This is a genomic window from Halomonas sp. KHS3 (genome assembly GCF_000830495.1).
In the GTDB taxonomy this organism is placed as follows: Bacteria; Pseudomonadota; Gammaproteobacteria; order Pseudomonadales; family Halomonadaceae; genus Vreelandella; species Vreelandella titanicae.
This window is the reverse complement of record NZ_JWHY01000003.1, coordinates 385,985-411,308: the sequence shown is the minus strand read 5'-3', so window position 1 is coordinate 411,308 and position 25,324 is coordinate 385,985. Positions and strand designations below refer to the sequence as shown.

The 25,324-nt window shown below is 52.9% G+C and carries 22 protein-coding genes; 9 read left to right on the top strand and 13 right to left on the bottom strand.

Annotation, left to right across the window (positions count from 1 at the left end):
* Positions 1-15: 15 nt before the first annotated feature.
* From RO22_RS10715 to RO22_RS10700, 4 genes are read left to right on the top strand one after another with little or no spacing between them, the layout of a single operon-like run.
* Positions 16-645, top strand: coding sequence for a TetR/AcrR family transcriptional regulator (locus RO22_RS10715; RefSeq protein WP_022522413.1), 630 nt, complete (start codon positions 16-18; stop codon positions 643-645).
* Positions 642-1,142 carry a TRAP transporter small permease gene (locus RO22_RS10710; RefSeq protein WP_027958583.1) on the top strand — a complete coding sequence of 167 codons (501 nt, stop codon included), beginning with the start codon at positions 642-644 and terminating at the stop codon, positions 1,140-1,142. Before RO22_RS10715 ends, RO22_RS10710 begins: the two co-directional genes overlap by 4 nt.
* 10 nt (positions 1,143-1,152) lie before the next feature.
* Positions 1,153-2,460: a TRAP transporter large permease gene (locus tag RO22_RS10705; RefSeq protein WP_022522415.1), complete on the top strand. Its 1,308-nt coding sequence runs from the start codon at positions 1,153-1,155 to the stop codon at positions 2,458-2,460.
* A gap of 35 nt (positions 2,461-2,495) precedes the next feature.
* Positions 2,496-3,722, top strand: a complete 1,227-nt coding sequence (locus tag RO22_RS10700; protein ID WP_027958582.1) for a metal-dependent hydrolase family protein — start codon at positions 2,496-2,498, stop codon at positions 3,720-3,722.
* Positions 3,723-3,853: 131 nt separating this feature from the next.
* Here RO22_RS10700 and RO22_RS10695 read toward each other — a convergent pair whose 3' ends face one another.
* Positions 3,854-4,567 carry a Crp/Fnr family transcriptional regulator gene (locus RO22_RS10695; protein WP_027958581.1) on the bottom strand — a complete coding sequence of 238 codons (714 nt, stop codon included), beginning with the start codon at positions 4,565-4,567 and terminating at the stop codon, positions 3,854-3,856.
* 199 nt (positions 4,568-4,766) lie between these two features.
* The gene (locus tag RO22_RS10690; RefSeq protein WP_027958580.1) at positions 4,767-5,477 is read right to left on the bottom strand and encodes a Crp/Fnr family transcriptional regulator; all 711 of its coding nucleotides are present in this window, start codon (positions 5,475-5,477) and stop codon (positions 4,767-4,769) included.
* A 577-nt stretch (positions 5,478-6,054) separates the two neighbouring features.
* On the opposite strand from RO22_RS10690, the gene RO22_RS10685 reads away from it, so the two are divergent.
* Positions 6,055-8,115 carry a TonB-dependent siderophore receptor gene (locus tag RO22_RS10685; RefSeq protein WP_027958579.1) on the top strand — a complete coding sequence of 687 codons (2,061 nt, stop codon included), beginning with the start codon at positions 6,055-6,057 and terminating at the stop codon, positions 8,113-8,115.
* Between the two features lie 99 nt (positions 8,116-8,214).
* On the opposite strand, the gene RO22_RS10680 is transcribed toward RO22_RS10685, so the two are convergent.
* From RO22_RS10680 to RO22_RS10635, 10 genes are all read right to left on the bottom strand, one after another.
* On the bottom strand, positions 8,215-9,243 hold the full coding sequence (locus RO22_RS10680) for a trans-3-hydroxy-L-proline dehydratase (RefSeq protein ID WP_027958578.1): 1,029 nt from the start codon (positions 9,241-9,243) through the stop codon (positions 8,215-8,217).
* An 8-nt stretch (positions 9,244-9,251) separates the two neighbouring features.
* Positions 9,252-9,974 (bottom strand): amino acid ABC transporter ATP-binding protein, encoded by a 723-nt coding sequence (locus tag RO22_RS10675; protein WP_027958577.1) that lies wholly within the window; start codon positions 9,972-9,974, stop codon positions 9,252-9,254.
* Complete coding sequence (locus tag RO22_RS10670) at positions 9,967-10,617, bottom strand: amino acid ABC transporter permease (protein WP_027958576.1); 651 nt, start codon at positions 10,615-10,617, stop codon at positions 9,967-9,969. The genes RO22_RS10675 and RO22_RS10670 overlap by 8 nt, the downstream gene beginning before the upstream one ends.
* Positions 10,618-10,627: 10 nt before the next feature.
* A complete protein-coding gene (locus RO22_RS10665) occupies positions 10,628-11,293 on the bottom strand; it encodes an amino acid ABC transporter permease (protein ID WP_027958575.1) in 666 nt (221 codons plus the stop codon).
* A gap of 3 nt (positions 11,294-11,296) precedes the next feature.
* Positions 11,297-13,075, bottom strand: coding sequence for an aconitase X (locus RO22_RS10660; protein ID WP_027958574.1), 1,779 nt, complete (start codon positions 13,073-13,075; stop codon positions 11,297-11,299).
* Positions 13,076-13,146: 71 nt separating this feature from the next.
* The gene (locus RO22_RS10655; protein WP_027958573.1) at positions 13,147-13,959 is read right to left on the bottom strand and encodes a transporter substrate-binding domain-containing protein; all 813 of its coding nucleotides are present in this window, start codon (positions 13,957-13,959) and stop codon (positions 13,147-13,149) included.
* Between the two features lie 346 nt (positions 13,960-14,305).
* The gene (locus RO22_RS10650) at positions 14,306-14,983 is read right to left on the bottom strand and encodes a GntR family transcriptional regulator (protein WP_231500649.1); all 678 of its coding nucleotides are present in this window, start codon (positions 14,981-14,983) and stop codon (positions 14,306-14,308) included.
* A 133-nt stretch (positions 14,984-15,116) separates the two neighbouring features.
* A complete protein-coding gene (locus RO22_RS10645) occupies positions 15,117-16,445 on the bottom strand; it encodes an FAD-dependent oxidoreductase (protein WP_027958571.1) in 1,329 nt (442 codons plus the stop codon).
* 14 nt (positions 16,446-16,459) lie between these two features.
* Positions 16,460-17,398 carry a dihydrodipicolinate synthase family protein gene (locus RO22_RS10640; RefSeq protein ID WP_027958570.1) on the bottom strand — a complete coding sequence of 313 codons (939 nt, stop codon included), beginning with the start codon at positions 17,396-17,398 and terminating at the stop codon, positions 16,460-16,462.
* Between the two features lie 79 nt (positions 17,399-17,477).
* A complete protein-coding gene (locus RO22_RS10635) occupies positions 17,478-18,413 on the bottom strand; it encodes a 4-hydroxyproline epimerase (RefSeq protein WP_027958569.1) in 936 nt (311 codons plus the stop codon).
* A gap of 419 nt (positions 18,414-18,832) precedes the next feature.
* Here RO22_RS10635 and dctP point away from each other — a divergent pair, with 419 nt between their 5' ends.
* From dctP to RO22_RS10620, 3 genes are all read left to right on the top strand, one after another.
* Positions 18,833-19,897, top strand: coding sequence for a TRAP transporter substrate-binding protein DctP (gene dctP / locus RO22_RS10630; RefSeq protein WP_027958568.1), 1,065 nt, complete (start codon positions 18,833-18,835; stop codon positions 19,895-19,897).
* Between the two features lie 73 nt (positions 19,898-19,970).
* Positions 19,971-20,483 carry a TRAP transporter small permease subunit gene (locus RO22_RS10625; protein ID WP_027965477.1) on the top strand — a complete coding sequence of 171 codons (513 nt, stop codon included), beginning with the start codon at positions 19,971-19,973 and terminating at the stop codon, positions 20,481-20,483.
* On the top strand, positions 20,484-21,803 hold the full coding sequence (locus RO22_RS10620; protein ID WP_027958566.1) for a TRAP transporter large permease subunit: 1,320 nt from the start codon (positions 20,484-20,486) through the stop codon (positions 21,801-21,803).
* Between the two features lie 216 nt (positions 21,804-22,019).
* On the opposite strand, the gene RO22_RS10615 is transcribed toward RO22_RS10620, so the two are convergent.
* Positions 22,020-22,856: an ABC transporter ATP-binding protein gene (locus RO22_RS10615; RefSeq protein ID WP_027958565.1), complete on the bottom strand. Its 837-nt coding sequence runs from the start codon at positions 22,854-22,856 to the stop codon at positions 22,020-22,022.
* A gap of 283 nt (positions 22,857-23,139) precedes the next feature.
* On the opposite strand from RO22_RS10615, the gene RO22_RS10610 reads away from it, so the two are divergent.
* Positions 23,140-25,278 (top strand): TonB-dependent receptor, encoded by a 2,139-nt coding sequence (locus tag RO22_RS10610; protein WP_041158297.1) that lies wholly within the window; start codon positions 23,140-23,142, stop codon positions 25,276-25,278.
* Positions 25,279-25,324 lie beyond the last annotated feature (46 nt).

Here is a 25,324-nt window from a genome sequence, read left to right as displayed (position 1 = left end):
AAATAAGGGTTCGCTATGACGAAGCGACAGAATCAAGAAGAACGCTCACGCCAAACCCAGGCTCGGGTGACGCAAGCGACTATCGAGTGCATTCTCGAGAAGGGCATTCGTGCCACTTCAACCGTGGATGTCGCACGTCTGGCGGGCGTTTCCCGTGGCGCTTTAGTTCACCACTATCCTTCCAAGACATTATTGATGCAGGCGGCGCTTGAGGACTTGCTGAGTCGCGAAGTCGAAAGCGTAAGAGAGATGGCCGTGAAGGTTAAAGCAGGCGAGCTTAACTTTGACAACTTACTGAAAGCACTGCATGAGCACTTCAAGGGTGACCTTTATATGGTGACCCTTGAATACCTCACTAACGCGCGTACCGACCCCGACATAATGAAAGTGTTAGTGCCGCTGGCAGCCAATTTCAATGACTCTTTGGAGCAGATTTGGGAGCAGTTAGTCGCCAGCGCCAAGCACACGTCACATCAGAATCGCGTCGCCCTGAATGCCACCTTGTGCATGATGCGGGGTATGGGGGCGCAAAGCATCTGGCGAGATGACCCCGAACTCTACCGCGATATGCTGCTGTTCTGGAAAGAGACCCTGTTAGAACTGGGCTTTTCTGCCCCGGATGCGCAGAGGAGTGAGCCCGCATGATGGCCAAACACTTCGAATCACTGAGCCAGTGGGTTGCCAAAAGTGCCATGGTGCTGGCGGCCCTCTTTCTGGTGCTTATGGCACTGCATGTCTCACTCGATGTTGGGCTGCGCTACTTATTCGGAAAGTCGTTTACCGGCACCTTGGAGTTTGTCTCTTTTTACTACATGGTCGCCGTCGTCTTTCTGCCGCTCGCCTATGTCGAACTTCAGCGCGAACACATCAGCGTGGATGTGCTTGTGGGAAGGCTCCCGCCGGTAGCCCAACTGACACTCTACCTGTTCGCCAGCACCCTTGGGCTCCTCTATTTCGGCATGCTCTGTTACCAGAGCTATCTAGATGCAGTGCGCGCTACGGTTCGAATGGAAACGGCCATGGCCAATTTCACCTTCTATCTATGGCCCAGTCGCTGGGCGTTACCGGTTGGCTTCGCAGCCATGTGCCTGGCCATCATCGCCAACATGATTAAGGCGCTGCAACAACGCCAAGCCCTGTAGGAGTTTCCTAATGAGTAATATCGAGATAGGTGTGGCAGGCATTGCCATCGCCTTGGCCCTGATCGCCCTGCGCGTACCAATCGGCGTGGCACTGGGTTTGGTGTCGATTATCGGCATTGGCGAAATGACCAGCATGCGTGTGGCCTGGGGGATGATTTCGGCCACTCCGTTCGACTTTGCAGGCACCTGGGAACTGACCGCGGCACCTATGTTCCTGTTTATGGGCTATTTGTGTACCAGCACCAATATGACTCAAGGCCTGTTTCATGCCATGCGCCTTTATCTGGCGCGCTTGCCAGGCGGCCTGGCTGTTTCCAGTGTTATGGCCTCTGCCTTCTTTGCTGCAGCCTCCGGCTCTAGCGTCGCAACATCGGCGGCCATGTCGCGGATTGCCGTGCCCGAAATGCTCAAGCATAACTACGACAAGGGGCTGGCCACCGGTACCGTCGCCGCCTCTGGAACACTCGGCTCGCTGATTCCCCCAAGCGTGTTGCTGGTGCTCTATGGTGTTTATGCCCAGGTGTCGGTGGGTCAACTGTTTATGGCGGGATTCATCCCCGGTGTGCTTTCGGCGCTGCTTTACATCGCCATGATTATGGTGCGAACCAAGCTTAACCCCAGCCTGGCGGGCAACACCGATGTACGCTCTAGCTGGGACGAGAAGTGGGATGCCTTTAAGCATATCTGGCCGTTGCCGTTGCTGATCGGCTCAGTTCTTGGCGGGATTTTTCTGGGTGTTTTCTCACCTACCGAAGCGGGGGCGGTGGGTACCTCCATTGCCGCTCTGATTGCCTTGGCACGTCGCACGCTAACCTTTTCAGCCATTCGGGAAGCACTGATCCGCACGGCGGTGAGCACGGCAAGCATCTTTATTATTCTCATTGGGTCGCTGTTTTTCACCCGCTTTCTAGCCATGAGTGGTGTGCCCGCTGCTTTCTCCGAAATAATCCTCGGCGTCAGTACCGAGACCTGGTGGATCATTCTCGCGGTGGCAGTGATCTATCTTGTGCTGGGTATGTTTATCGACTCCATAGGCTTACTGCTCCTCACTCTGCCGTTAATTCTGCCCTTAGTGGAAGGCGCAGACCTCAACTTGATCTGGTTCGGCATCATCGTCGTAAAGCTGCTTGAAGTGGGGTTGGTCACTCCGCCTATCGGGCTCAATGTGTATGTCATCAAAGGTGCCTTGGGCAATAGCGTCACACTGTCTGAAGTCTTTAAGGGCGTCGCCTGGTTCATCGTTATGGATATTGTTGCCCTATTGCTAATCGTGCTGATTCCAGCGCTTTCGCTTTACCTTCCGCAAAAGATGTTTTAACGCCACCCTCACAAGAACACTCACAAGGAATACTCATGACAACGACACGCTTTATAAATGCCAACGTTATCGACACGCGCAACGGAAAAGTACTCGCCAACCAGCAGGTGCGTATTCAGGATGGCCGTATCGTCGATGTGAGCGATTCGCCGCGAGAGGGCAGTGATGATCACGTCATCGATATTCAAGGCCACTTCCTGATGCCCGGACTGGTTGATTCGCATGTACACGTCACGGCAATTACACCCAATTTTGCTCTGCTTGAGACGCTTTCGCCTTTCTATGTCGGTGCCAAATCAAGCGAGCTGCTGGAAGCTATGTTGATGCGCGGATTCACGACCGTGCGCGATGCTGGCGGTGCAGATTACGGGCTCGCCAAGGCTGTCGATGAAGGCGCTCTGGTCGGCCCGCGCATCATGTACGCAGGGAATGCACTCTCTCAGACAGGTGGCCATGCCGATATGCGTGGCCCAGGCCAACAAACCTTTGAAGGCTGCTTCTGCTGCGCGGGTCTAGGTCGTGTTTGCGATGGTGTAAGCGAAGTACGCCGGGCCGCACGGGACGAGATCAGAAAGGGGGCCACCCAGATCAAGATTATGGCGTCTGGCGGCGTTTCTTCACCTACCGACCGTATCGACAGTACGCAATTTTCGCTTGAGGAAATTGATGCCATTGTGGAAGAAGCCACCGCCGCCAATATTCATACCATGGCACATGCCTATACGGCGCGCGCTATCAACCGGCTTATCCCCAGAGGCGTCAAGACCATTGAGCACGGCAACCTTATGGACGAGGAGAGCTGTCGGCTATTCCTTGAGTACGACGCTTACCTAACGCCGACTCTCTGCACTTACGATGCCTTAGCGAAGGAGGGCGTCGAAGCGGGCATGGCCGAGCACCTACAACGCAAGGTTTATGATGTGCTGGATGCTGGCGGTAAGGCACTGGAAATGGCTCAACAATACGGTGTCAAGATGCTATACGGCTCTGATCTTCTTGGCCGGATGCAACGCCATCAACTCAACGAATTTCATTTACGCAAAGATGTAGTGCCCACCGACGAGCTGATTCGTGCAGCCACTAGCCACGCCGCCGACGCTTATGGTCACACCGGCGATTTTGGCGAGATTATCCCAGGCGCAAGGGGAGACGTAATCGTGCTTAAAGACAATCCTTTGGACGATATTAATGTTCTTACTCAGCCCGATGAGCAGCTCATGCTAATTATGAAAGGGGGAGTAGCTTACAAAAATGTTCTGTAGTCAGGCTTAATGCTGCTTAATAAAACGCTGCGTAATGAAGAGGCCAGCCAATGGCCTCTTTACCTAGCCCGTTGGTGTTACAGAGGAAGGGGGCTTATTAAATGCTTGATCAAGCGTTACGCTTCCTTTCTTTATATCACCGGTAACATTTTGGCGTATAACGCGCAATCATCGCTATAGCAATCGCAGGACGCCTCGATTAGGCCTAGTCGATCAAGCACCGTGATGGTTCCACGCTGGTAACGGATTAGGCCACGCGCCTGCAGGGCTATCGCCGCCAGGGTAATGCCTGCACGTCTAACCCCGAGCATCATGGCCAGAAACTCATGAGTCAGATTCAACTGATCGGTACCCGCGCGATCCTGAGTTATCAGCAGCCAGCGGGCGAGGCGCTCTTCAATCCGGTGGAAGTGATTACACGCCGCGGATGTCGCCAGTTGCTTCATCACGACATAGATATATCGCTTTAGTCGCTGATGTAATACTGGGCTACCGGGTAGTAGCTGCTGAAAGCTTTCAGCAGTCATGCGTAGAGCCGAACCAGCCCCTTGAACCAGCGCGAGTAGCGGCGCCTCATCAATGCCTAGTGCTAATGAGCTACCCAGCATTCCTTCCCGGCCCGCCATCGCGACTTCCAGTCGTTTGTCAGTATCGATGACGACAATCAGTGAGATGAAGCTATCGATGGGAAAATAGACGTGGGTAAATGTCTCTGTGGGCTGTAGCAGTACTTCACCAAAGCTAAGCTCCACGGTGTCGCAGGCAGCCATAAAGGCATTTCGCTCGACTTCCGGCAGCTCAACAAGGAGTTGATTGGCAGCGGGAACGTTCAAAATAGACGTCATGTGCCTCTCCGGTTATAAGAACCTGGCAAACGGCACAATGAAGGTGTAAATCATTTTGATGTCGGCTGCAGATAGGCCATCATCAGCGTTATTGACGGACTATGCGCATATTAACATTGGGTAAATCACTCGTCGGCACGCTAGCGTACATAACGTTGGAATGGTGTTTACGGGTAGATTGATAGTAGGGATTGAATTATTACATTACGTCATGGTGGTTGAGTAGGCGGTCGTACTCGCGCTTAACCACCGCGTAACACTCGCAGACCCGCTTCTCTAGCCCAGGCCTGTCAATGATGGTGATATGCCCGCGGTTGTAGGAAATCAGCCCTGCTCGCTGGAGTTTCCCTGCGGACTCGGTCACGCCTTCGCGCCGCACGCCCAGCATATTGGCAATTAACTCTTGGGTCATAATCAATTTATCGCCCGGTAGCCGGTCGAGGCTGAGTAGCAGCCAGCGGCATAGCTGCTGATCGACGCTGTGATGGCGGTTGCATACCGCTGTCTGTGCCATCTGCGTCAGCAAGGCTTGGGTATAGCGCAGAAGTAGTCGCTGCATAGGGCCCGCGCGATAGAATTCGTTTTTGAGTAATTGCCCCTTAAGGCGGTAAGCCTTCCCTGCACTCTGCACAATCGCTCGGCTGGGGGTGGTCTCTCCGCCCATGAACAACGAAACGCCTACCACTCCTTCATAACCCACTACGGCAATTTCCGTCGAGGCACCATCTTCCATTACGCACAGCAGTGAGACGATAGAATCCAATGGGAAATAGACATGGCTCATTTGCCGGCCGGATTCGCTGAGTGACTGACCCAAGGACAATGTAACCTGCTCAAGATGAGGCAACAGATGCGCAAGGTCTTCTTCGGGTAATAAGCCAAGCAGAGCGTTCTGCTGGAGTTCTAGCATCGCACCTCTCCCCCTGTTGTTGGCTGTTGCGCGGCTTTTGATCAAAATTGTCTGAGTAAGATGTTCTTTTCTAATGCTTTTTACTGTTATCACAAATTTTTATACAGATATCGTTTTTAGTATAGGCTATCGGCAGACCAACTCAGTACGCTAACGTACATAAGCCTCTTGGAACAGGCTTAGAAACGACGTGTTGTATAAGAGAGAATCGTTGGAGAGGGATAGTTATTGCAGGAGTTTTTCACCCCCATGTTCGCCAGCGCACAGCCAACAGATAGCTAACTGTTTAATGTAGGTATAAGTGTGGCAACGGAAATGCCTAAACAGGACGTTGCACTTTGCGCTGCAGGGAACGCAGCGCCTCTCTTCTCAAATCTCAACTGCTAAAGCATCTAAGCAGTTGAGATGCATTGGGTACAGTCTGTTGGTATCGCCTTCAGTCAGCGTGGAAAATCCCCGCATTAGGCCATTGAAAGCAACTATTCAAAAGCGCTATCATGAATGCTAATAACAACGATTATCATGATGCTTATTTCTCTGCTTCCTCTTTGCTCCTAATTCCAACTGAGACTCTATCATGCCTCGTCTGCCGTTTGCCCGTCGTCCTTTGGCGCGCTCAATTTCCGCACTGATCCCCGTCACTGCGGCGCTCTTTTGCGCATCTGCCTATGCTCAGGAAGAAACCACTTCCAACGATACCGTGGTGGTTACGGCCACGGCGCTGAAAGTCGATACCCCGCTAGTAGAGACACCACGCCCGGTATCGACTGTGAGCCGTGAAGAGCTCAATGAACGTAACGTCCAGCAACTCGACGAGACGTTTCGATATCGCTCTGGCGTGCTTTCCGGTCATTATGGTTCGGACAACAACACGGATTGGTTCAAAATCCGGGGGTTTGACCAGGCAACCTATCTGGATGGCCTTCGTCTCTATCGCACCGGTTACTATCAGTGGTTACCTGAAACTTATGGCCTGGATAGAGTCGACGTTTTTAAGGGGCCCGCATCGATCCTATATGGCGAAGCTCCTTCTGGAGGACTGATTAACGCGGTAAGCAAGCGTCCTACCGATGAGCAAAGAGGTGAGGTCGAAATTCAAGCAGGCAACCGTGATCACCGCCAGTTGGGTTTTGATACCTCGGGCCCAGCCACAGAAAGTGGGGATGTACGCTATCGCGTCGTTGGGCTATATAAGGAGCGGGACGGTGATTTAAATGACACCGAAAATGAGCGTTACTACTTTGCGCCGAGCCTTGAGTGGGATTTATCCGACGATACGCAGCTTACGCTACTTGCAAGCTTCCAGAAGGACGACGGCGTCCCGGTCAATCCTTTCAAACTTCCCTATGGTACGGTAGACAATACGCCTTTTGGTAAGGTAAACCCGCAAACTAACTATGGCGCGCCCGACTACGACAAGGACGAACGTACTCAGACGGCCGTCGGCTACGAATTCAAACATCAGCTCGATGATACTTGGAAATTCGAGCAGGATTTCCGGTATAGCCATCTCGATCTGGATCTTCGCAGTACTTATGTCCTAGGACAAACGGGCGATGGGCAGACCGCTTCGCGGGGCCATTTGCAGCGTGATGGTGAGATTGACAGTTTTACGATTGATAATCGTATGGTGGGTCAGTGGTACACAGATCGTACTGAAAATACCTTGCTGTTCGGGATGGACTACCAGGATCTAAGTCTTGATGGTCAGGAATTCGATAGTTTTGGTTACGATGTTGTCGATATTTTCAACCCGCAGGGCGATATTGCTCCAGTCTCCAGCGATCAGTTGACTCAGCGCCAGATCGATAAAGAGCAGCTAGGTGTTTATCTACAGGACCAATTGCGTATCGATGACCGTTGGGTACTGTTGGGAGCAGTTCGCTACGACCAGGCAGAAACTGACAACGCCAATCGAACTACTGGAGCAACTGAGCGGGCCGATGATAATCAGGTCTCTTGGTCCGGTGGTGTGATGTATCTCGGAAACCATGGCATTAACCCCTACCTTAGCTACACGGAATCTTTTGAAACGCAAACCAGCGTTGACGATGGTGGAGATCTTTACGAACCATTGGAAGGCGAGCAGTGGGAGCTTGGGGTTAAGATTGCTCCTCCTGCTTGGGATGGCTATGTAACCGCCGCAATCTTTGACCTAGAGCAACGCAATAGCTTGGTGACTTCAACAACAGGAGGTCGTCAGGAGCAGAGTGGTAAACAGACATCCCAAGGGTTTGAGTTAGAGGGTGTTAGCTATTTGACCGACCAACTGCAACTAACTGCTGCTTATACTTATACTGATGCTGAGGATGAAAACGGTCAGCGTAAGAGCCTAATTCCACGTCATCAAGCATCGGCCTGGATTGACTATGACTTTCAAGGCACCGCCGTGGATGGTTTGAAAGTCGGCGCTGGTATTCGCCATGTCGGCGAAAGCTCAGGTGGGTCTACTATCGATGTAGCCAGTTATACCGTGGGCGATGCCATGGCGAGCTATGACATCAATGAAAGTTGGACGGCTCAGCTCAACGTTAATAACGTCACCGATGAAGAATATGTGGCGAGTTGCGAATCTGATTTCTGGTGTTACTACGGTGAATCCCGCAGTGTGATTGGCAGCGTGAAATATAGCTGGTAAGGCTTTTCGGTCTGACTGTCTCGGTTTCTCAGCCACACGACCTGAGGCTTTAGCAGGTGGTGTGGCTTATGAACGAACAACGATTGTTAGGCATTTATTTTAGCTTGTCGGCCAAGTGTCTGAGAGTCGATATCCTTCCGGCCATGGGTCGCTAGGGTCGAGTAAATGCTGGTGAGTTCCAGTAATCCAGGCGCGTCCGGCTAGGCTAGGAATAATGGCTGGGCGACCCGCTATATCGCATTGGCTTACGATTCGACATTCAAACTCCGAACCGATAATAGATCGGCCGATAAAGGGCTCCCCAACTTTCAATTGACCTTTCGCGTGCAGCACCGCCAAGCGTGCAGAACAGCCTGTGCCGCAAGGGGATCGATCAATCTTACCAGGACGAATCACCACCGCATTCGTGGCGGTTGCTACACCGCTTTCGTGGCTCACCGGTGCCGCTATTTGGCAAAAAGATATATGTGACCATTCTGGATTCAATGGATGCGTAAACCCCAGCTGTTCATTGGCAGCATGGGTGATCTTAAGTCCGGTGGCGACTAGATCGGCTGCTTCATCAGCATGCAGTGAAAACCCCAGCTGTTGGGCGTCGGCAATGACGAAGCTATCGCCCCCGTAGGCGGTATCGACTTGCAGCGATCCTATACCTTCAACCTCGATCCAGCGGTCAGTTTTGTCGGCAAAGGACGGTACGTTATGCACTTCAACTTTCTCGGCCTTGCCGTCTCGGCACTGCGCGGTAATCTCAACCAGACCACCCGGCGCTTCTAGTACCAAATGGGTGACAGGCTCCGTCATAGGCAGAATGCCGCTATCGAGCAGCACAGTCGCGACACAGAGCGAATTAGAACCGGACATCGGTGGTGTATCGGCAGGTTCCATGATGATCCATGCCATCTGGGCGCGAGGGTCTTTTGACGGCACCAGTAGATTGACGTGTCGAAATACGCCCTCGCGTGGCTCATTGAGCATAAAGTTGCGTAGGGTTTCATCGCGTGCAATCCAACGCGATTGCTCCCATAACGTATCGCCAGGTGGTGGTGCGACGCCACCTACGATGACGTCTCCGACTTCTCCCTCGGCATGACAGCTGACAACATGAATGACTTTGCTTGAACGCATGTAAACCTCTAGACCACTGACTTGAGAAAGGCGGCTGTTTCCGGCTTCTGCGGATTATCGATCACTTGATCTGGAGGGCCGATCTCATGAATGAGGCCTTCGCGGAAAAAGGCCACACGGTCGGATACGTCACGGGCGAAAGGGATCTCGTGGGTGACCAGAATCATGGTCATGCCGTCTTCGGCCAGTAGGCGCATAGTATCCAGCACTTCCCCTACCAACTGAGGATCAAGTGCCGAGGTAGCCTCGTCGAAAAGCATATAGTCCGGTGACATGGCCAGCGCACGGGCAATCGCCATACGCTGCTGCTGGCCGCCAGAGAGCTTGCCGGGAAACACCTTAAGCTTATCGGCAAGGCCCACATGGGTGAGTTGCTTTACTGCCAGCTCTTCGGCTTCAGCCCGGCTCTTGCCCAACACTTTACGCGGCGCCAGCATGACGTTCTCCAGCACATTCAGGTGCGGAAAGGCATTCCACTGCTGGAAGACAATGCCAATTTTCTGCCGCAGCTTATTAATGTCGGTGTCCTTGGCATGCACCTCAGTGCCGTCGACCCTAATTGATCCGCCTTGGATATTTTCCAGCCCATTGATACACATCAACAAGGTTGATTTCCCCGAGCCGGAGCCCCCTACAATGGAGACCACTTCGCCCTTTTGAACGGTTAGGTCAACGCCCTTGATCACTTCCAGGTCTTTAAACGACTTATGTACTTTTTCAATCTCAATCATTCTGCTGCCACCTTTTTTCCACTTGGGCACCTAGGCGGGAGACCACCAAGCTGATGAGGTAATAGATGAGCCCTGCAATACATAGCACCAGCAATGGCTCCTGAATGCGTGTGACGATGGCCTGGGAGGCACGGAGCAATTCAATGATGCCGATCCACATGACCAGCGCGGTATCTTTCATGGCCGAGAGGGAAAGGTTGAGCCAGCCGGGAAAGGCTACCCGGGTCGCTAGCGGCATCACCACATAACGCAGGTCTTGCCAGTAGGTCATGCCCAGCGAGCGACTGGCCAAACGCAGGTTCTGGGGCACCGATAGCACGCCGCTGCGAACAATCTCGGTGCAGAAAGCGGCCACATACACGCCAAGTACCACACAGCCCACGGTGAAAGCGCTCCAATCCAGGCCCACAATACTCTTGAGCGAATTGAACAGCACAAACTGGATCAGCAACGGCACGCTGCGAAAGATATCTAGAAACCACCCCAGCGGAATCGTTGCTCTGGGCAGTAGCGCGCGGAGTAGCCCACAGGAGACGCCCAGAAAGGTACCGAGCAGCATCGACCAAAACGTCAGTAACAGAGTGACCCAGGCCCCTTGAAGCAGAAACAGCAGGTCGTTCCAGGTGAAGCTAGTTGAAAACATAGTCAGGCCCTCAATAGCGGAATAGCCGCCAGGCCAGCAGCCGGGCTATCACTACAATTAGTTTGGCGATCAGGTAATAGAGCACCGCTGCCAGCGCAAATAGCTCAAAGGTGCGGAACGTTCTGACGTTGTAATCCTGAGTCACTCCGGTGAGATCGTTATTCAGGCCAACGATAACGCCCAACGAGGTCATTAATACCGCCCACACCATTTGATTGGTGATCGGGTAAAAAACGATGCGCAGTAGTTGCGGTACCACCACCAATCGATACGCCTGGAAGCTGCTCATCCCCAAGGAGCGGGCCGCACGAACCTGGGTATCGGGAATCGCTTTAAGGCCGCCGCGAAAATTTTCAGCTAAGTAACCCGCGTTATTAAAGGTAATACCCGCTAGTAGGGCTGCCCATGAACTAACGTGCATACCGATAGCGCCAAGACCGAAATAGACGATATAGATCTGGAACAGCGCAGGCGTATTGCGGGCGATCGACACCCAGGTACCCGCGACCGCCCGCGTTACCGGGTTAGGCGTTTCTCGCATCGCCAGTAACGCCAGGGCGATTAAGACGCCGAAGATCATCGATAGCGCTGCGGTCTCAAAAGTGACAACCGCACCATCGAGCATATCCGGCAGGGCCCTAAAGGCAGTTCGCCACTGGAAGGTATAATCAAACATGGCTTAGTGTGCTCCTTGACGAGTCGCAACGGCCGTCAGCCAGGAGGGGAGGCGACCACTGGCCTCTCCACTACAGGCGGTCTCGACGCACTCGGCGAGATTGCCGAAGTGCACCTGGCGACCGACTAACCCTGGGGCGTAGTGGGCGTATTTACCCGAATTGGTCATGATTGTGCGCGCCGTTGGCGGTACTACGGGCTCACCTAACATGCACCAGCAGGTATCGTTGATAAGCTGTGCTCCGAAGCGCTCCAGGGTGGTGATGTATCCTGCCGTGCTGGCGTCGTCATACACCGCTCGTCCCAGCGTGACCGCCATGGCGACATCCGGATGTTTGCGACGTCCTGAACAGAGCGCCGCCAGCGCCGCGCACTCGCTCAACGAGAAGTGGGGATTGCCCAAGGAGATGAGGTCTACCTGGGATGCTTCAGCATGATCCAGCTCGTACCAACGGGTGAGTAGATCAGTTGGCTCGATGGTTAGATGACGTGAAGTCGGGAGGTCGCCGAGGGCCTGGGATTCCCGCATCGCTTCTGGAGTAATATGGCTGATATGGAACATCGGCGCGGCTGAGGTGGTGGCGAAGGCTGCACCGAATGCTTTGAGATCATCGCGACTGGGCGCTGTGTCCTCTAGGCCGCAAAGTAAGGGGATCTCGCTGCCGCAAAGCAACCCCACGTGATACCCCAGCAATGGCCAGAAAGCGTCATCCAGGGAATCGAGAGGCTTGATGTCGATACGCAGCGTGGCAAAACGCCCCTGGTCTTGATGTGCCCCTATAAAGGGCGCACGCCCCGTCAACGCGATGCAAATATCCAGATAGTCCGGATATTTCAGCGTTCGGGCCGCCAGCACACTATTGGCGTATACAACGGCGTTAGACTCGGCCCACACGATTTGCTCGCCAGCTTTGGGAGCGCTGTCGAGTAGATAGGGCGCACAGGTGTAACTGAGTTGCGCGCCCATGGCCATGTAGGCGTTGCCTAACGCACTGGCAGGTTCGCCGAAAGCGGGGTCGATGCCCTGCGCCCGCCAGCGGCACTGATCAACAGATATAGAATTGAGTGTGGTCGGTACGCGGACCTGGGCACCCCATTCCACTAACTGTTCAGCGAAACGCAAACTGGCTGGGCCGGTATAAATGCAGCCATCAATATGCGCTTGGCTGATGTCAATCAGTTGGTCAGCGCCTTGAAGCTCGGCCATTCGTAACACAATGCGCATCGCCTCTTGAGCTGCTTTGCCATAGTGACCATCCAGGAGTGCGTGATCATTATCGCTTAGCGCTACGCAGGAGGGTGGTGGAGTGGATGGCTGTGAATCGTTGATGATTGCCTTTACCGTCCAATTCCCTTGGGGAAGAGAGTCGAAAAGGCTTATGTGCTCATTTTCAATGCGCGCGAAGTGCCCTTTGTGCAGTGTGGCAAACGCCTCGGGGCCGACGCACAATACCGGAATAGAGGTTTCAAATAGCGTTTCGGCAATAATCACACCGAGGGTCAAAATCTCTTCTTGATCGGCGAATATCAAGGCAGCGGGCGCGTTTTGACCGGTAAGCAACTCAAGTAGCACGCTGCTGCCGGTGCATGAACCGCGTCCACTAGGCAGGGCGAGTATGCGTCCGGCAAGGCACTGGCCGTTCAACGGATGATGGCGGTCAATAATCTCGCCGCTGAACGGATCGACACCACCCCAAAAGCTCAAACCAACGTCGGTATACAGTAGTTCGCCTTGCGCTGAACCATGCACCAGGCTACGACCGGTGAGCGAAACATCAGACATAGCGTCATCTCGTTCGTTGGGAAGAACGCGCCACCAGAGCAGCGCGCGATACATTGTTATTATTCAACGAATTAGTAATAAACGCCGGGTACGGTCAGATCGACTGGTTCGCCGCCTACCCATTTGTCGTAGAGTTCCGCATAACGTCCGGTGCGCACCTGCTGATTCACGAATAGATTTAGGTAATTCAGTAGGCCATATTCGGTGCGGTTGGCTGCAAGAGACACGTAATCAATGACGTAGGGTGCTTCGCCAGCAATTTTCAGCCCCTCATATTTGCCAGATTCGAGCGTCGAGGACGCCACTGTGTTGGTCACGACGGTAGCATCAATGTGGCCCTGGGCGACGGCCAGAATGGTGTCGTTCTGAGTTTGATAAGCGCGGAAACTACCGTCACCCCACTCATCCACATCTTCTTCCAGCGCCATTGCTTCGTAGGTGCCACTGGTGTTGCCCACCGGGCGACCCTGCAGATCATCGTACTGCTCGATACCAGTGTCTTCCCGGGTCAGGACGACCATCTGGAAGGCAAAGTAAGGAATGGACATGCCAACGGTTTTGGCTCGCCCCAGCGTGTCAGAAGTAGATGCCACGATCACGTCGGCGCGGCCTGAGACCAGTGCGGGAATACGATCGGGGAAGGGGGTTTCAACGATTTCAGCATCGACTTCGAGGACATTGGCCAAGTCGTTACAGTAGTCGACATCGAAACCGGCTGGCTGGTTGTTATCGTCGCGAAACCCCATGGGGGGGAAATCGAGGGTGACGGCACAACGTAGGGTGCCTGAGCTAATTATTTCATCGAGTTTGTCAGCCTGTGCCTGACCGATGACGGATACACTCAAGATAGCGGAAAGCGCTAATGGAGCGGTCTTGTTTATCATTCTTGACCTCCTAGGTGGGCTTTGCTTGGCTGCAAGAGACAGCAAACTTAGTATTTATTATTTCGGATACGATTTGCAAGTTTTGAAGATATTAATTCAAACTTAAAGTTAAGATATTGTTTTAATTGATTTAAATAAAAAAATTGAGTGGCGGTGTGAGCTGGAATGCTAATAAGAGTGTAGGCAGAAGCCGCTATATCACCGCTTTGGAGCCTCAGCGTTGAAACAGATCACGCAAGAATCAAACAAGAAATACTGCGAAGTTGGGTAGCGATTCGAACATCGCTGCCCAACGGATAAAGAGGGCGGGGTTTAGTGATCTAAGCTCTATCTGAAAAGTCAGTGACTACTCGGCAAGCCGGTTAGGCAGATGATCGTAGAGTGTTCGACACACACCAATAATATGGCGTTCAACCAGCGCTGCTGCTTCGTCGGCGTCGCCTTTGCGGCAAGCGGCGATAATAGCGCGGTGCTCTTTGTCGGCGCGTGCCTTGCCTTTGGACAAGCTCAACTGTAATCGGAGGTAGCGCTCCACCTTGTCATGGATAGAGCGTATCAGGCTCATCATGAAGGGGCGTTGCGCAGGCTCGTAGAGACAGGCATGGAGCTCCCAGTTCAGTGTGGCCCAGCGGCCCACATCGTCCTCATTATTGAACTCGTCGCAAATGCGCTCGGCATTGTCGAAGGTGGCTTGGCCCATATTAGGGACGGCGAGACGAATGGCTTCTACCTCTAGCAGGACGCGAACTTCAAACATCTGAGCCAGCTCGGGTTCAGAGATCTTCGTCACAACGGCGCCCTTGTTACGCTGGAAAAGTACCAAACCCTCTGCTTCCAGGCGCTTCAGAGCCTCCCGTACAGGAATTTTGCTAACATTGAATTTATTGGCAATATCATCCTGGCGTATTGGCTCACCCTCTTCGAGTTGGCCGGCAATAATGGCTTCGCGCAGGTGCTTTACGATCACCTCAGATGCCGAGGGAGTAATGCCAAGATTAGGTGCGTTAAACATGGTGAGTGGCAACGATGAGAATCCATAGGTGAGAGAAATATACGAGATACTGTATACCAATCTAGCATTTTGCAATTTATTTTTTACGTCGCAAAGGCGTAGATAAATACTTACGCTTTTAGCAATGCCTGCGATCGTTTTCCAATCAGGTAAATCGGCTTATTCGATAAGGTGACAAGTCGGCCACGGCAGGGTTGGCTGCGCTAGGGTGATGCTCTCCTTTTGTCGCTAGGTCGGCGATGATTTCTGCCGTCAGTGCCGCTTGGGTCAAGCCAAGGTGGTGATGGCCGAAAGCTAGCAAGACTCTACCTTCTTTAACACTGTCGATAATTGGTAGTGAGTCGGGCAGGGAAGGGCGAAAGCCCATCCAGGGTTTAGCGCCTGTTTTATCCAGTTCACTTCTAAATAACCCTTGGCTGAGTTTATGTAGCTGCCAGGCACGCTGCATATTGGCTGGCTGCTGAAGGCCCGCAAATTCAACGGTACCTGCCAAGCGTAACCCCTCTTCCATTGGTGTCATGATAAAGCGGCGCTCCAACGACGTGACTGCCACCGGGAGGCGCTCACCCTCATTCGGTAGCATTAGGTGGTAGCCCCGCTCGGTATCCAGCGGGATACTGGTGCCCGTCAGCGCGGTGGTAAGTTTGGCCGAGTGAGCCCCGCAGGCGATCAGCACTTTGCCAGCCTTGAAGATGCCCGCGATGTCGGTCTGTAGACTTACGCCCTGATTTTTGACATGAGTGCTGCCTTGCTCGCTAACGTTTCCAGATATCACTGAGGCCTGTCTGAATTGAACCCCGTTCGCTTTGGCAGCCTGCACTATAGCGTTAACCACCTGCCAGGGGTCTACCACATGGGCGGTGCCCGGGAAAAATAGACCGCCTTGAATGTTATCTGACAACTGAGGGGCAACATCCCGGATGGCATCACCTGACCAACGTTCCACCGCGACCTGCTGCTCGGCCATCCGAGCTCGTAGCGCCTCTAGCTCGTCGGCATTGTCGGCTTTTTCGTATACCAGGAAGGAGCCCTCTTCTTTGAGTAAGTGCCTACCATCGATGTTGTCGAGTAGTCGTTGCCAAGCAGCCAAACTCTGCTCATTAAGCGCACGAATACCGGCGACGCTGGCTTGATAAGGGGCTTGACGCAGGTTCCAGAGTAGCCGAGTGAACCAGGGTAGTGCCTTCGGCACATAGCGCCAGTCCAGCCGCAGTGGCCCCATCGGATCAAGCAGCATCTTGGGCAGTTGCTTCACAATGGCGGCATCGGCAATGGGGAATACCTGCTCCGTTGCCATATGCCCGGCATTCCCATAGGAGGTTCCCATACCAGGGGGCTGGCTATCCAACACCACGACGCGCAAGCCTTGTTGACTTAACGACAGGGCGCAAGCTGTGCCAATGATGCCGGCACCGATAACGACGATATCAGCCTCCACATTGGGATCGCTGGTTGCCTGTGGGTGTGCGTCCATGGTAATTCCTGGTTTCATAACGAGGCAGACCAGCTCGCATACCAAGTACGGAACAGCGCGTACTGTGACTCCACATAGTGACGCTGTGAATCGCTGAGCGCATCGGTTTCATTAAAGTGCAGCGCGTATTCAGAATCGCCGTTGAGCACCATCAGGTGCTTGTAGTAGAGAACCAAATCGCCGCCTTCGTCGAAAGAGGAGAGCACTCCTAGTGCTTCTTCTAGCTCCATGGCTAAACGCCGTGCTTTGACGTCCCCTTTGGCGGCCTGTTGGCTGAGCGAGACAAGCTGCAATACTTCTCGGGGAAGCGCATTGCCAATACCGGTAATAGCGCCCGTGGCACCACAGTTGACGAAGCCATGGTAGACAGTGGTGTCGACACCGACCATCAGAGTGACATCTTCGTCTTGAGAGGTAATATTTTCCGCCGCATAGCGGAGGTCATCGGCGCCGCCAAACTCTTTGAAGCCAATCAGATTCGGGTATTTTTGGCGTAGTTCAAAGAATAAGTCTGCACGTGTGGCGAAGCCGTAATAGGGGCTGTTATAAATCACCGCAGGTAGCTTGGGCGCCGCATCCAAAATGGCCGAAAAGTGTGACTTCTGTGCAGCCACCGAGGTGCCTCGTGAAAGCACGCGGGGAATCACCATCAGCCCTTGGGCGCCAACTTTAGCTGCGTGAGCCGCATGGGAGACGGCCTCACGAGTGTTGATTGCACCGGTACCCACAATGGTGGGAACGCCTGCCTCAACCAAGCGCGCGACACCCTCCTGGCGCTGCGCTTCGCTCAGTAATGGCCAGTCACCCATGGAGCCGCAATACACCACGCCGCTCATTCCCAGATCCACCAGTTCACGGCCTTTAGCCACCAGGGCATCGAAATCGGGTTGGCGGTCAACGCTGCAAGGGGTCATTAACGCCGGTATGCAGCCAGTAAAAATGTTATCGCTCATCGTTGTTCCTTTTCGTTTGGTGTTATCAGTGATAGGAGTTGGCGCTGGGTTCGAAAGCGGGGCCGCCGGTGGTCAATGATTACGAGGCAGTGATTCCCCAAGCGAACGGGTCTTGCTCATCAATTAAAAGGGTGGTGTCGGCGCAGAGATAGGCGCGACCCTTAATGTAGGGGCGAATGCGATCACCTTCCCATTCGTAGTACCCCTCAAACTGGCTGTCACAGATACTTGCCTGCACCCAGGTTGCGCCGGGCGAAAGCTTGCCATCCGCCGCCAGGCACGCCAGCTTGGCGCTGGTGCCGGTGCCACAGGGGGAGCGGTCATACGCCTTGCCAGGGCAGAGCACGAAATTACGGCTATCAGCCACGGCGTCATCGGCAAACAGCTCGATATGATCGATCAGACCGCCGTCCTCGCCAGTAATGGCCGCAGCCTCCAGCGCCTGGCGAACGGCCCAGGTGAAATTAGTCAGCACTTCAACGTTGTCGAGCGTCAGTGTTTGGCCATGGTCGCTAATCAGGAAAAACCAGTTGCCACCCCAGGCAATATCGCCGTGTATCCGCCCGAAGCCCGGCACTTCAATGGGAACTTGCTGGCGATAGCGATAGGCGAGGACATTGCGCACGGTCACGGCGCCGTCTTCATGCAGGGTTGCACTGATCGGGCCAACCGGCGTGTCGATTTTGTGATCACCGGGGGATATCAGACCCAGGTGATGCAGGGAGGCCACCAAGCCTATGGTGCCGTGGCCGCACATGCCCAGATACCCGGTATTGTTGAAGAAGATGACCCCGCAGGTCGCATCTGGCGATTCAGGTGCACAGTAAAGCGCCCCAACCAGTACGTCATGCCCGCGAGGCTCTAACATGCAGGCGCGCCGCCACTGATCATGGGATGCGCGTAGAGCGTCACGTTTTTCCGCCATAGTGGTACCAGGCAGTAAGGGAAACCCCTCCATGACTAGCCTTGTCGGTTCACCCGCCGTATGGGAATCAATCACACGTATGCGTTTCATGGGGCACCTGTGGTCTTTGGATCACCTGTGGTTTTTTTGAGATAGGTGATTAATGGTGAAGATAGCAGCTTACCTTTCTATACGCTGTTTTTTTATATCTTATACAATATTCAAAATTTGTTGTGAAGCCCAGGCTGGGTGGCAGTGGCATGGCCTCGGCTAGATGGGTAGTCGAGCAAAAATCGGCGATAAACGCCTCTATCATTAATAATTCATTGAATTTAAAGGATGTTAAGAAAAATTTTAGTTTTTATGTCAATAAATTCTTGCAATGAATTTTTGTATATCTTATACCAAAAGAAGAGGCGGAAACTAATCACAGGACTTAGTGAGTTCGTGACTTACCCATTTTGGATGGCGCGATAAGCCTTTTTCAGGGAGATATAACTAAAAACTAATGCTTAGAAAGGTGAGCGATCATGAAAACAGATTTAAATACAAAGCAGTGGCTTTCTTGCGTTATAGCAGCAATAGCGCTTTCTTCTCCCGTTTATGCTGCCGACGTTGAGTGGCGAGTGCCTACTTCAGTGCCGGGAGGCTCACCGTTTTATGAAAACTTTCTTCAACGGTTCGCTGACAATGCAGAGATGCTTACCGCTGGGAGAGTTGATATTAGGCCTTTCGGTGCAGGTGTGATTGTGCCTGCATTGCAGGTCTATGATGCGGTAAAAGAAGGCACCGTAGAGGCTGGCCACTCCACCCCTAGTTACTTAGTTAACCAAAATCCGATTAACGCTATTTTTGCTGGGTTTCCTGGCGGTATGGGATCCCAGTCTTATATCAACTGGATTTACGAAGGGGGCGGCCAAGCAGCGTTGCAAGAAATTCGCGCTAGCGAAGGGCTGCACTCACTGATCGTGGGAATTGGTTCTACAGAAATATTTGCTCACTCCAACGTGCCCATTAACGGGCCTGATGACCTTGACGGCTTAAAGTACCGTACTTCCGGGCCGTGGGCTGAAGTTGTGCGGGAGTACTACAATGCGGTGCCTACCGTTGTGCCGCCCGGAGATATCTATACGTTATTACAACGTAAAGGCGTTGACGCCATTGAATGGGCAACCCCTTCCAGCAATTATCCTGAAGGTTTTCATGAAGCATCCCGTTACATCATCGTGCCCGGCGTGCATCAACCCACATTTCTATGGGAAGTAGTTGTTCGTCAGGATACATGGGATCAAGTGCCTGACGATCTAAAGCAGCTTATTGAGTCAGCTGCCAAATTGACGACCTACGAAGGCCTTAGCAATTTCTACCATAACGACCTAATCGCCATGGAAGATTACCGTGCCGGTAGAAACGAAGTGATCAGCTTGGACGACGCCTTTGTTGAAGAGCTATCGGAGAATGGTCGTGCTTGGATCGCTGCCCGGGCAGCGGCAGAAAGTGAGGCTGGCAACCCGGCCATGGAAGAAATTTTAGAAGATTACCAAGCCTATCAAGCGCGCTGGAATACTCAGAAAGACTATCTCATCACTGATTAATATAAACCTGCCAGGGAAGGCACCTAAGCCTTCCCAGGTAGTTATACATATGATCAATGTACCGATATGAGTGATGTCTATTATGTTTTTTAATTTAGTGGATCAGCTGTCTAAAATATCGGCTTGGCTAAGTAAGTTGGCGCTCATTATCTTAGCGGTGGCGATGTTATATGAAGTAATCGCTCGCTACGTTTTTAATGCATCTACCATCTGGGCTTTCGATATCTCGTATATGGCCACAGGCATTGCGTTTATGCTCGGTGTCGCCTGGACAGCGCAGGTAGATGGCCACGTTAAAGTGGATGTTTTAAGCAGCCTTATGCCCAAACGTATTTCTCGTATTATCACGGGAATCGCTTATACCGTTGTGTTGTTCCCCACCCTTTCGCTTGTCGCCTGGTTTGGCTGGAAAAAATCGCTGTCAGCCTTCACAACCAATGAAGTTGAAATGGTTAGTACATGGGCACCTAAAATGTGGCCGTTTTACACCTGTATTGCCTTCGGATTGACGCTTCTTGCGCTACAAGTTCTGGTGATTGGACTGCGTTCGTTTATTGATAATACCCATCATAATAGGGCCAACTAAATGGATACCATGACGGCTGCCCTGATGTTCCCAGGACTGTTCTTATTGATCTTTATGGGTATTCCTGTTGCTTTCTCACTGATTACTGTCTCATTAGTGGCTGGCTGGTTCGCCTTTGGGCCTATTATCTTTCAGCAACTTTACGGCAGTATTTATAGCGCTTCATCTAATTACGTTCTCTCCTCAATTCCACTCTTTGTACTTATGGGCGCGATACTTGAGAAATCAGGCATAGCCAAAAACCTCTTTGATGCTATTCAGATGTGGATTGGTCGACTACCTGGCGGGTTGGCACTGACCACGATCGCCATGGCGGCAATATTTGCGGCTGCCTCTGGCGTCGTTGGCGCGGTGGAAATAATGATCGGGTTAATGGCTATCCCTGCCATGCGAGCTTACCGCTATAACAATTCGCTGATTGCGGGGACTATTTGTGCGGGAGGATCCTTAGGCACGATCATTCCTCCTACGGTCATAGTGGTCGTCTATGCGGCTCTTGCCCAACTGTCCATCGGTGCACTTTTCGCTGCGATTATTTTTCCCGGCATCTTGATGTTGTCTCTTTTCGCTCTTTATATCATTGGGCGTTGTTGGTTACGGCCTCAAGATGGCCCTGCCGCTACGGCCGTTAATGATGGCAAACCTCTTAGCGTTAAAATCAGTATTACGCTGAAAGCCTTACTGCCGCCTTTGCTATTAATGTTTGCGGTACTTGGGTCGCTATTGGGTGGTATCGCGTCACCCACAGAAGCCGCTGCCGTTGGTGTTGCTGGCGCAGTGATCCTAGCGGTCATCAATGGTGGAATCACCATGCCTTCCTTGGTTGATTCTCTATCACTAACGGTGCGCATTACAGCGATGATTCTGCTTATTGTGGCCGGGGGCACGATGTTTACTGGCATCTTCGCAGTCAATGGTGGTGGCGAGATGGTGTCCGCAATAGCTAGTGGTTTGGGTGGTGGTACAACAGGCGTCATCCTGTTTTTTCTAGCCGTCACTTTCTTGCTGGGGTTTGTACTTGACTGGACATCGATTGTTTTAATCTGCGTACCAATATTCACCCCTATCATCAGACAGCTGGGTATTGATCCTATTTGGTTTGCCACGCTAGTGTTGGTAACTATCCAAACTAGTTACCTGACTCCGCCTATGGCATCGTCAATCTTCTATTTAAAGTCGATTGCACCCAGCGATATTACCTATGGGCAAATGTGTAGAGGTGTCTTGCCATTTATCGCGGTACAATTGCTAACGTTGGCGGTGGTGGCGTTATTCCCTGCAATGGCTACATGGCTGCCTGACAAGATAGTGGGTTTTTAAGGAAACACTATTGGTAATAAATGATGGGTTGCCTATTTCATGGTGTGCTATCAATGTTATTAGCGAAGAGGATAGGTGAATAGCGACTATTACAGTGCGTAATGTAGATGATGAACTCCTGAATTCAAACATTAAGCGCAGCTCCGCATTTAAGCGGCGAGCCATGGTCACTTTATGGAGGAAGAAGTGCGGCTTATTCTTTCTCGATCCGCTGCGTTATTGCACAACAGTCTCCGTTTTCGCAATGGATTGGCTGCGTTTCCGCGGTACGCAAATCGGGCTGCCGCTTTCAGGGTCGTGGATGACATGGGCATCAAGGTCAAATACGCGCTTGAGATTGGTCGAGGTAAAGACCTCGCTAGGTGCGCCGCTGGTGACGATACGGCCATCACACATCATCACTAACTGATCGGCATAGGCGGCGGCCAGGTTTAGATCGTGGAGCACCAGTAGCAGGGTGCGACCTTTCTCATGGGCCAGGCGCGAAAGTAGCTCCAGCAAATCCACCTGTACCTTCAGATCCAGAAAAGTAGTGGGCTCATCAAGCAGAATCAGATCGGTTTGTTGAGCCAGCACCATGGCAATCCAACAGCGCTGGCGCTGGCCGCCGGAGAGCGCATCGACATTGCGCTCGGCAAACTCTGTCACGTGGGTATAAGCCATGGCTTCACGAATAGCAGCGGCGTCTTGCTGAGCATTTTTCTGCCATAAACCCTGATGTGGAAAACGGCCCATCCCCACTAACTGCTTTACGCTCAGCCCCTCGGGGGCTACCGGGCCTTGGGGCAGAATTCCCAGGCGCTTGGCGACCTCCCGCGTTTTGCTGCGATGGATATCCTTGCCGTCCAAATACACATGCCCGCCACTAGGCGTAAGCGTGCGGGCAAGAGTTTTCAGCAGCGTCGACTTGCCACTTCCATTCGGCCCCAAAAGCACCGTGAGCTTGCCTTCCTCAATCGCAATATCGACACCATCCAGTACACGTCGAGTGTCATAGCCCGCGTGCAGGGCTTCGCCCGTCAAGCGAGGTAGCTGATGAGAAGGCTGGGTCATGAATGTGCTCATTAGGGTTGTTTAAGCAGGCAGAACCGTAAGCCAAAATATTCTCATTTTCAATACTTGCCATTGCTCAGCAAGTAATTGCTCACTGTCTCTAAGCGTCAGCCGCAGAAGAAATGTGGGGTAAGAGAGGTGAGGAGTCGTGTCGTTATCCTGAACAGTTCGTTCTGCTTGAGTAGACCTCTGTGATTTATATGCATAAAATAATCATTATTATTTAGATGTAGATTACGTTTTCAGGGTAAGGTTCACTCAAAAGCAGGGGGATAAAAACTAGATGTACACTAAGAAACGCCAGGTATTTTGGCCTACGGTGACGCTTGCCGGTTTGGTAGCTGCCAGCCATGCTTATGGGCAGGAGTCTGCTTCCACAGGATCGCAAAGCGGCGCCAATGATGCCGACTCGACCATGGTGGTGACGGCCACCCGCAGCCATAGCGAAGCGGGCCAAACACCGCAGCGGGTTACGATCATTACCCGTGAACAGATCGAACAGCAGCTAGCGATTACTGATGACCCGGGCCAGGTGCTCAGTAATCTTATTCCCTCTTACTCCCCCAGCCGCCAAAAGCTCTCCAACGCGGGCGAGACATTCCGCGGCCGCGATGCCCTGTTCCTGATTGACGGAGTGCCGCAGTCCAATCCCCTGCGCGACAGCTCGCGGGATAGCTATACCATTGACCTTTCCATGGTAGAGCGTATTGAAGTGATCCACGGCGCCAGCGCCGAGCACGGATTAGGTGCTACGGGTGGCTTGATCAACCTGGTGACACGGCGTGCCGAAGGCGGAGGCATTAGCCAGGACGCAGGGATTAGCCTGACCACGGACGATGATTTTCAATCCGGTGGGCTAGGCCACAAGCTGGACTACCGCATTAGCGGTCAGCAAGGCGACTGGGATTTCGTTGCCGCGGCGACGCGTCAGGAGCGCGGGGTTTTTTACGATGGCAACGATGAGGTGGTCGGTATCGCCTACCCAGGCGAGCTGCAAAACTCGGAAAGCTACGACCTTTTCGGCAAGCTGGGCTACTGGATCGACGACAATCAGAATATTGAGTTCTCGCTGAACCACTTCGATTTGGAAGAGGGCAACGACTACGTACCGGTAACAGGAGACCGCTCTGCAGGTGTTCCCACCACGGCACGCAAAGGCCGTCGTGACGGCGAGCCTGGATTTAATGAAGTGACCTCCGCTCGGCTTTCCTACTCCCACGCGGATTGGTTTGGCAACGAGCTGGATGCTCAGGTCTATCACCAGCGCTTTCGTGCACGCTTTGCCACCACGCCGTTTTTCCCCTATGTGGATAGTGCGGGGGATACCCAATACGACCAAACGCGAAATGAATCTGATAAAACAGGCGCCAAATTCACCTTGAACCGTGACGGCATGCTGGACGACCGTTTGGGTGTGACGGTTGGTTTGGACGTGCTGGAAGACGAAACAAGCCAGATGCTGGTGCATACCGGGCGTACCTACGTGCCGGAAAGCCGTTATCGTAATTTGGCTCCTTTTCTGCAGGGCCAGTTTAAGCTCGCGGATCCGCTCACGCTGCACGCCGGGGTGCGTCACGAGTATGCCGAACTTGATGTGGATACCTTCCAAACAATTGATCGCAGCAATGTCACTCAAGACAACGTTACCGTTGATGGCGGCAATCCCAGCTTCGATGAGACGCTTTACAACGTCGGCGTAACCTATCAAGCCACTGATTGGGCTCAGCTGTATGCCAACTATTCGGAAGGTTTCGGCATGCCCGACGTGGGCCGAGTGCTGCGCGGTATTGGCACGGCGGGCCAGGATGTGGATACCCTGCTGCAACTTCAGCCTATTGTTACCGATAACCGGGAAATCGGCGCGCGTTTTGACTGGGATGGCTACGGGCTAGAGATTAGCTACTATGAGTCCAATTCGGATTACGGCCAGCGGCTTACCGAGCAGAATGGCACCTGGGTGGGCAGCCGTGAGAAGACCGAAATCCAGGGCGTTGAGATTACCGGCGACATGCAGGTGGCGGACAAGCACGATCTATCGCTCTCCTATGCCCACACTGAGGGCAAGTCGGATCAGGATGGCGATGGCAGTGTGGATACCAAACTCACCGGTATCAATATCGCCCCGGATACGCTCAAACTGGGCTGGAGCGCTATCTGGAACGACCGCGTTTCCACGCGCTTGCAGGGTAGTTACTACTTCGATCGAAGCGTCGATAATCCTGAACTTGATTTTGACGGCTACGGCTTAGTGGATGCTTCTCTAGCTTATCGCCTGCCCACCGGCAGGGTGTCAGTAGGTATCGAAAACCTCACCGATGAGGATTACCTCACTTACTACTCTCAAGCCGCACGCATCAGCGATGAGTACTACTTCACTGGGCGGGGCCGCACTTTCACTCTGGGGTACCAGCTGGATTTCTAGTCAGCCGCTTTCTATTTTCTATGTTTTGTGCTCGATACTGTTTGGC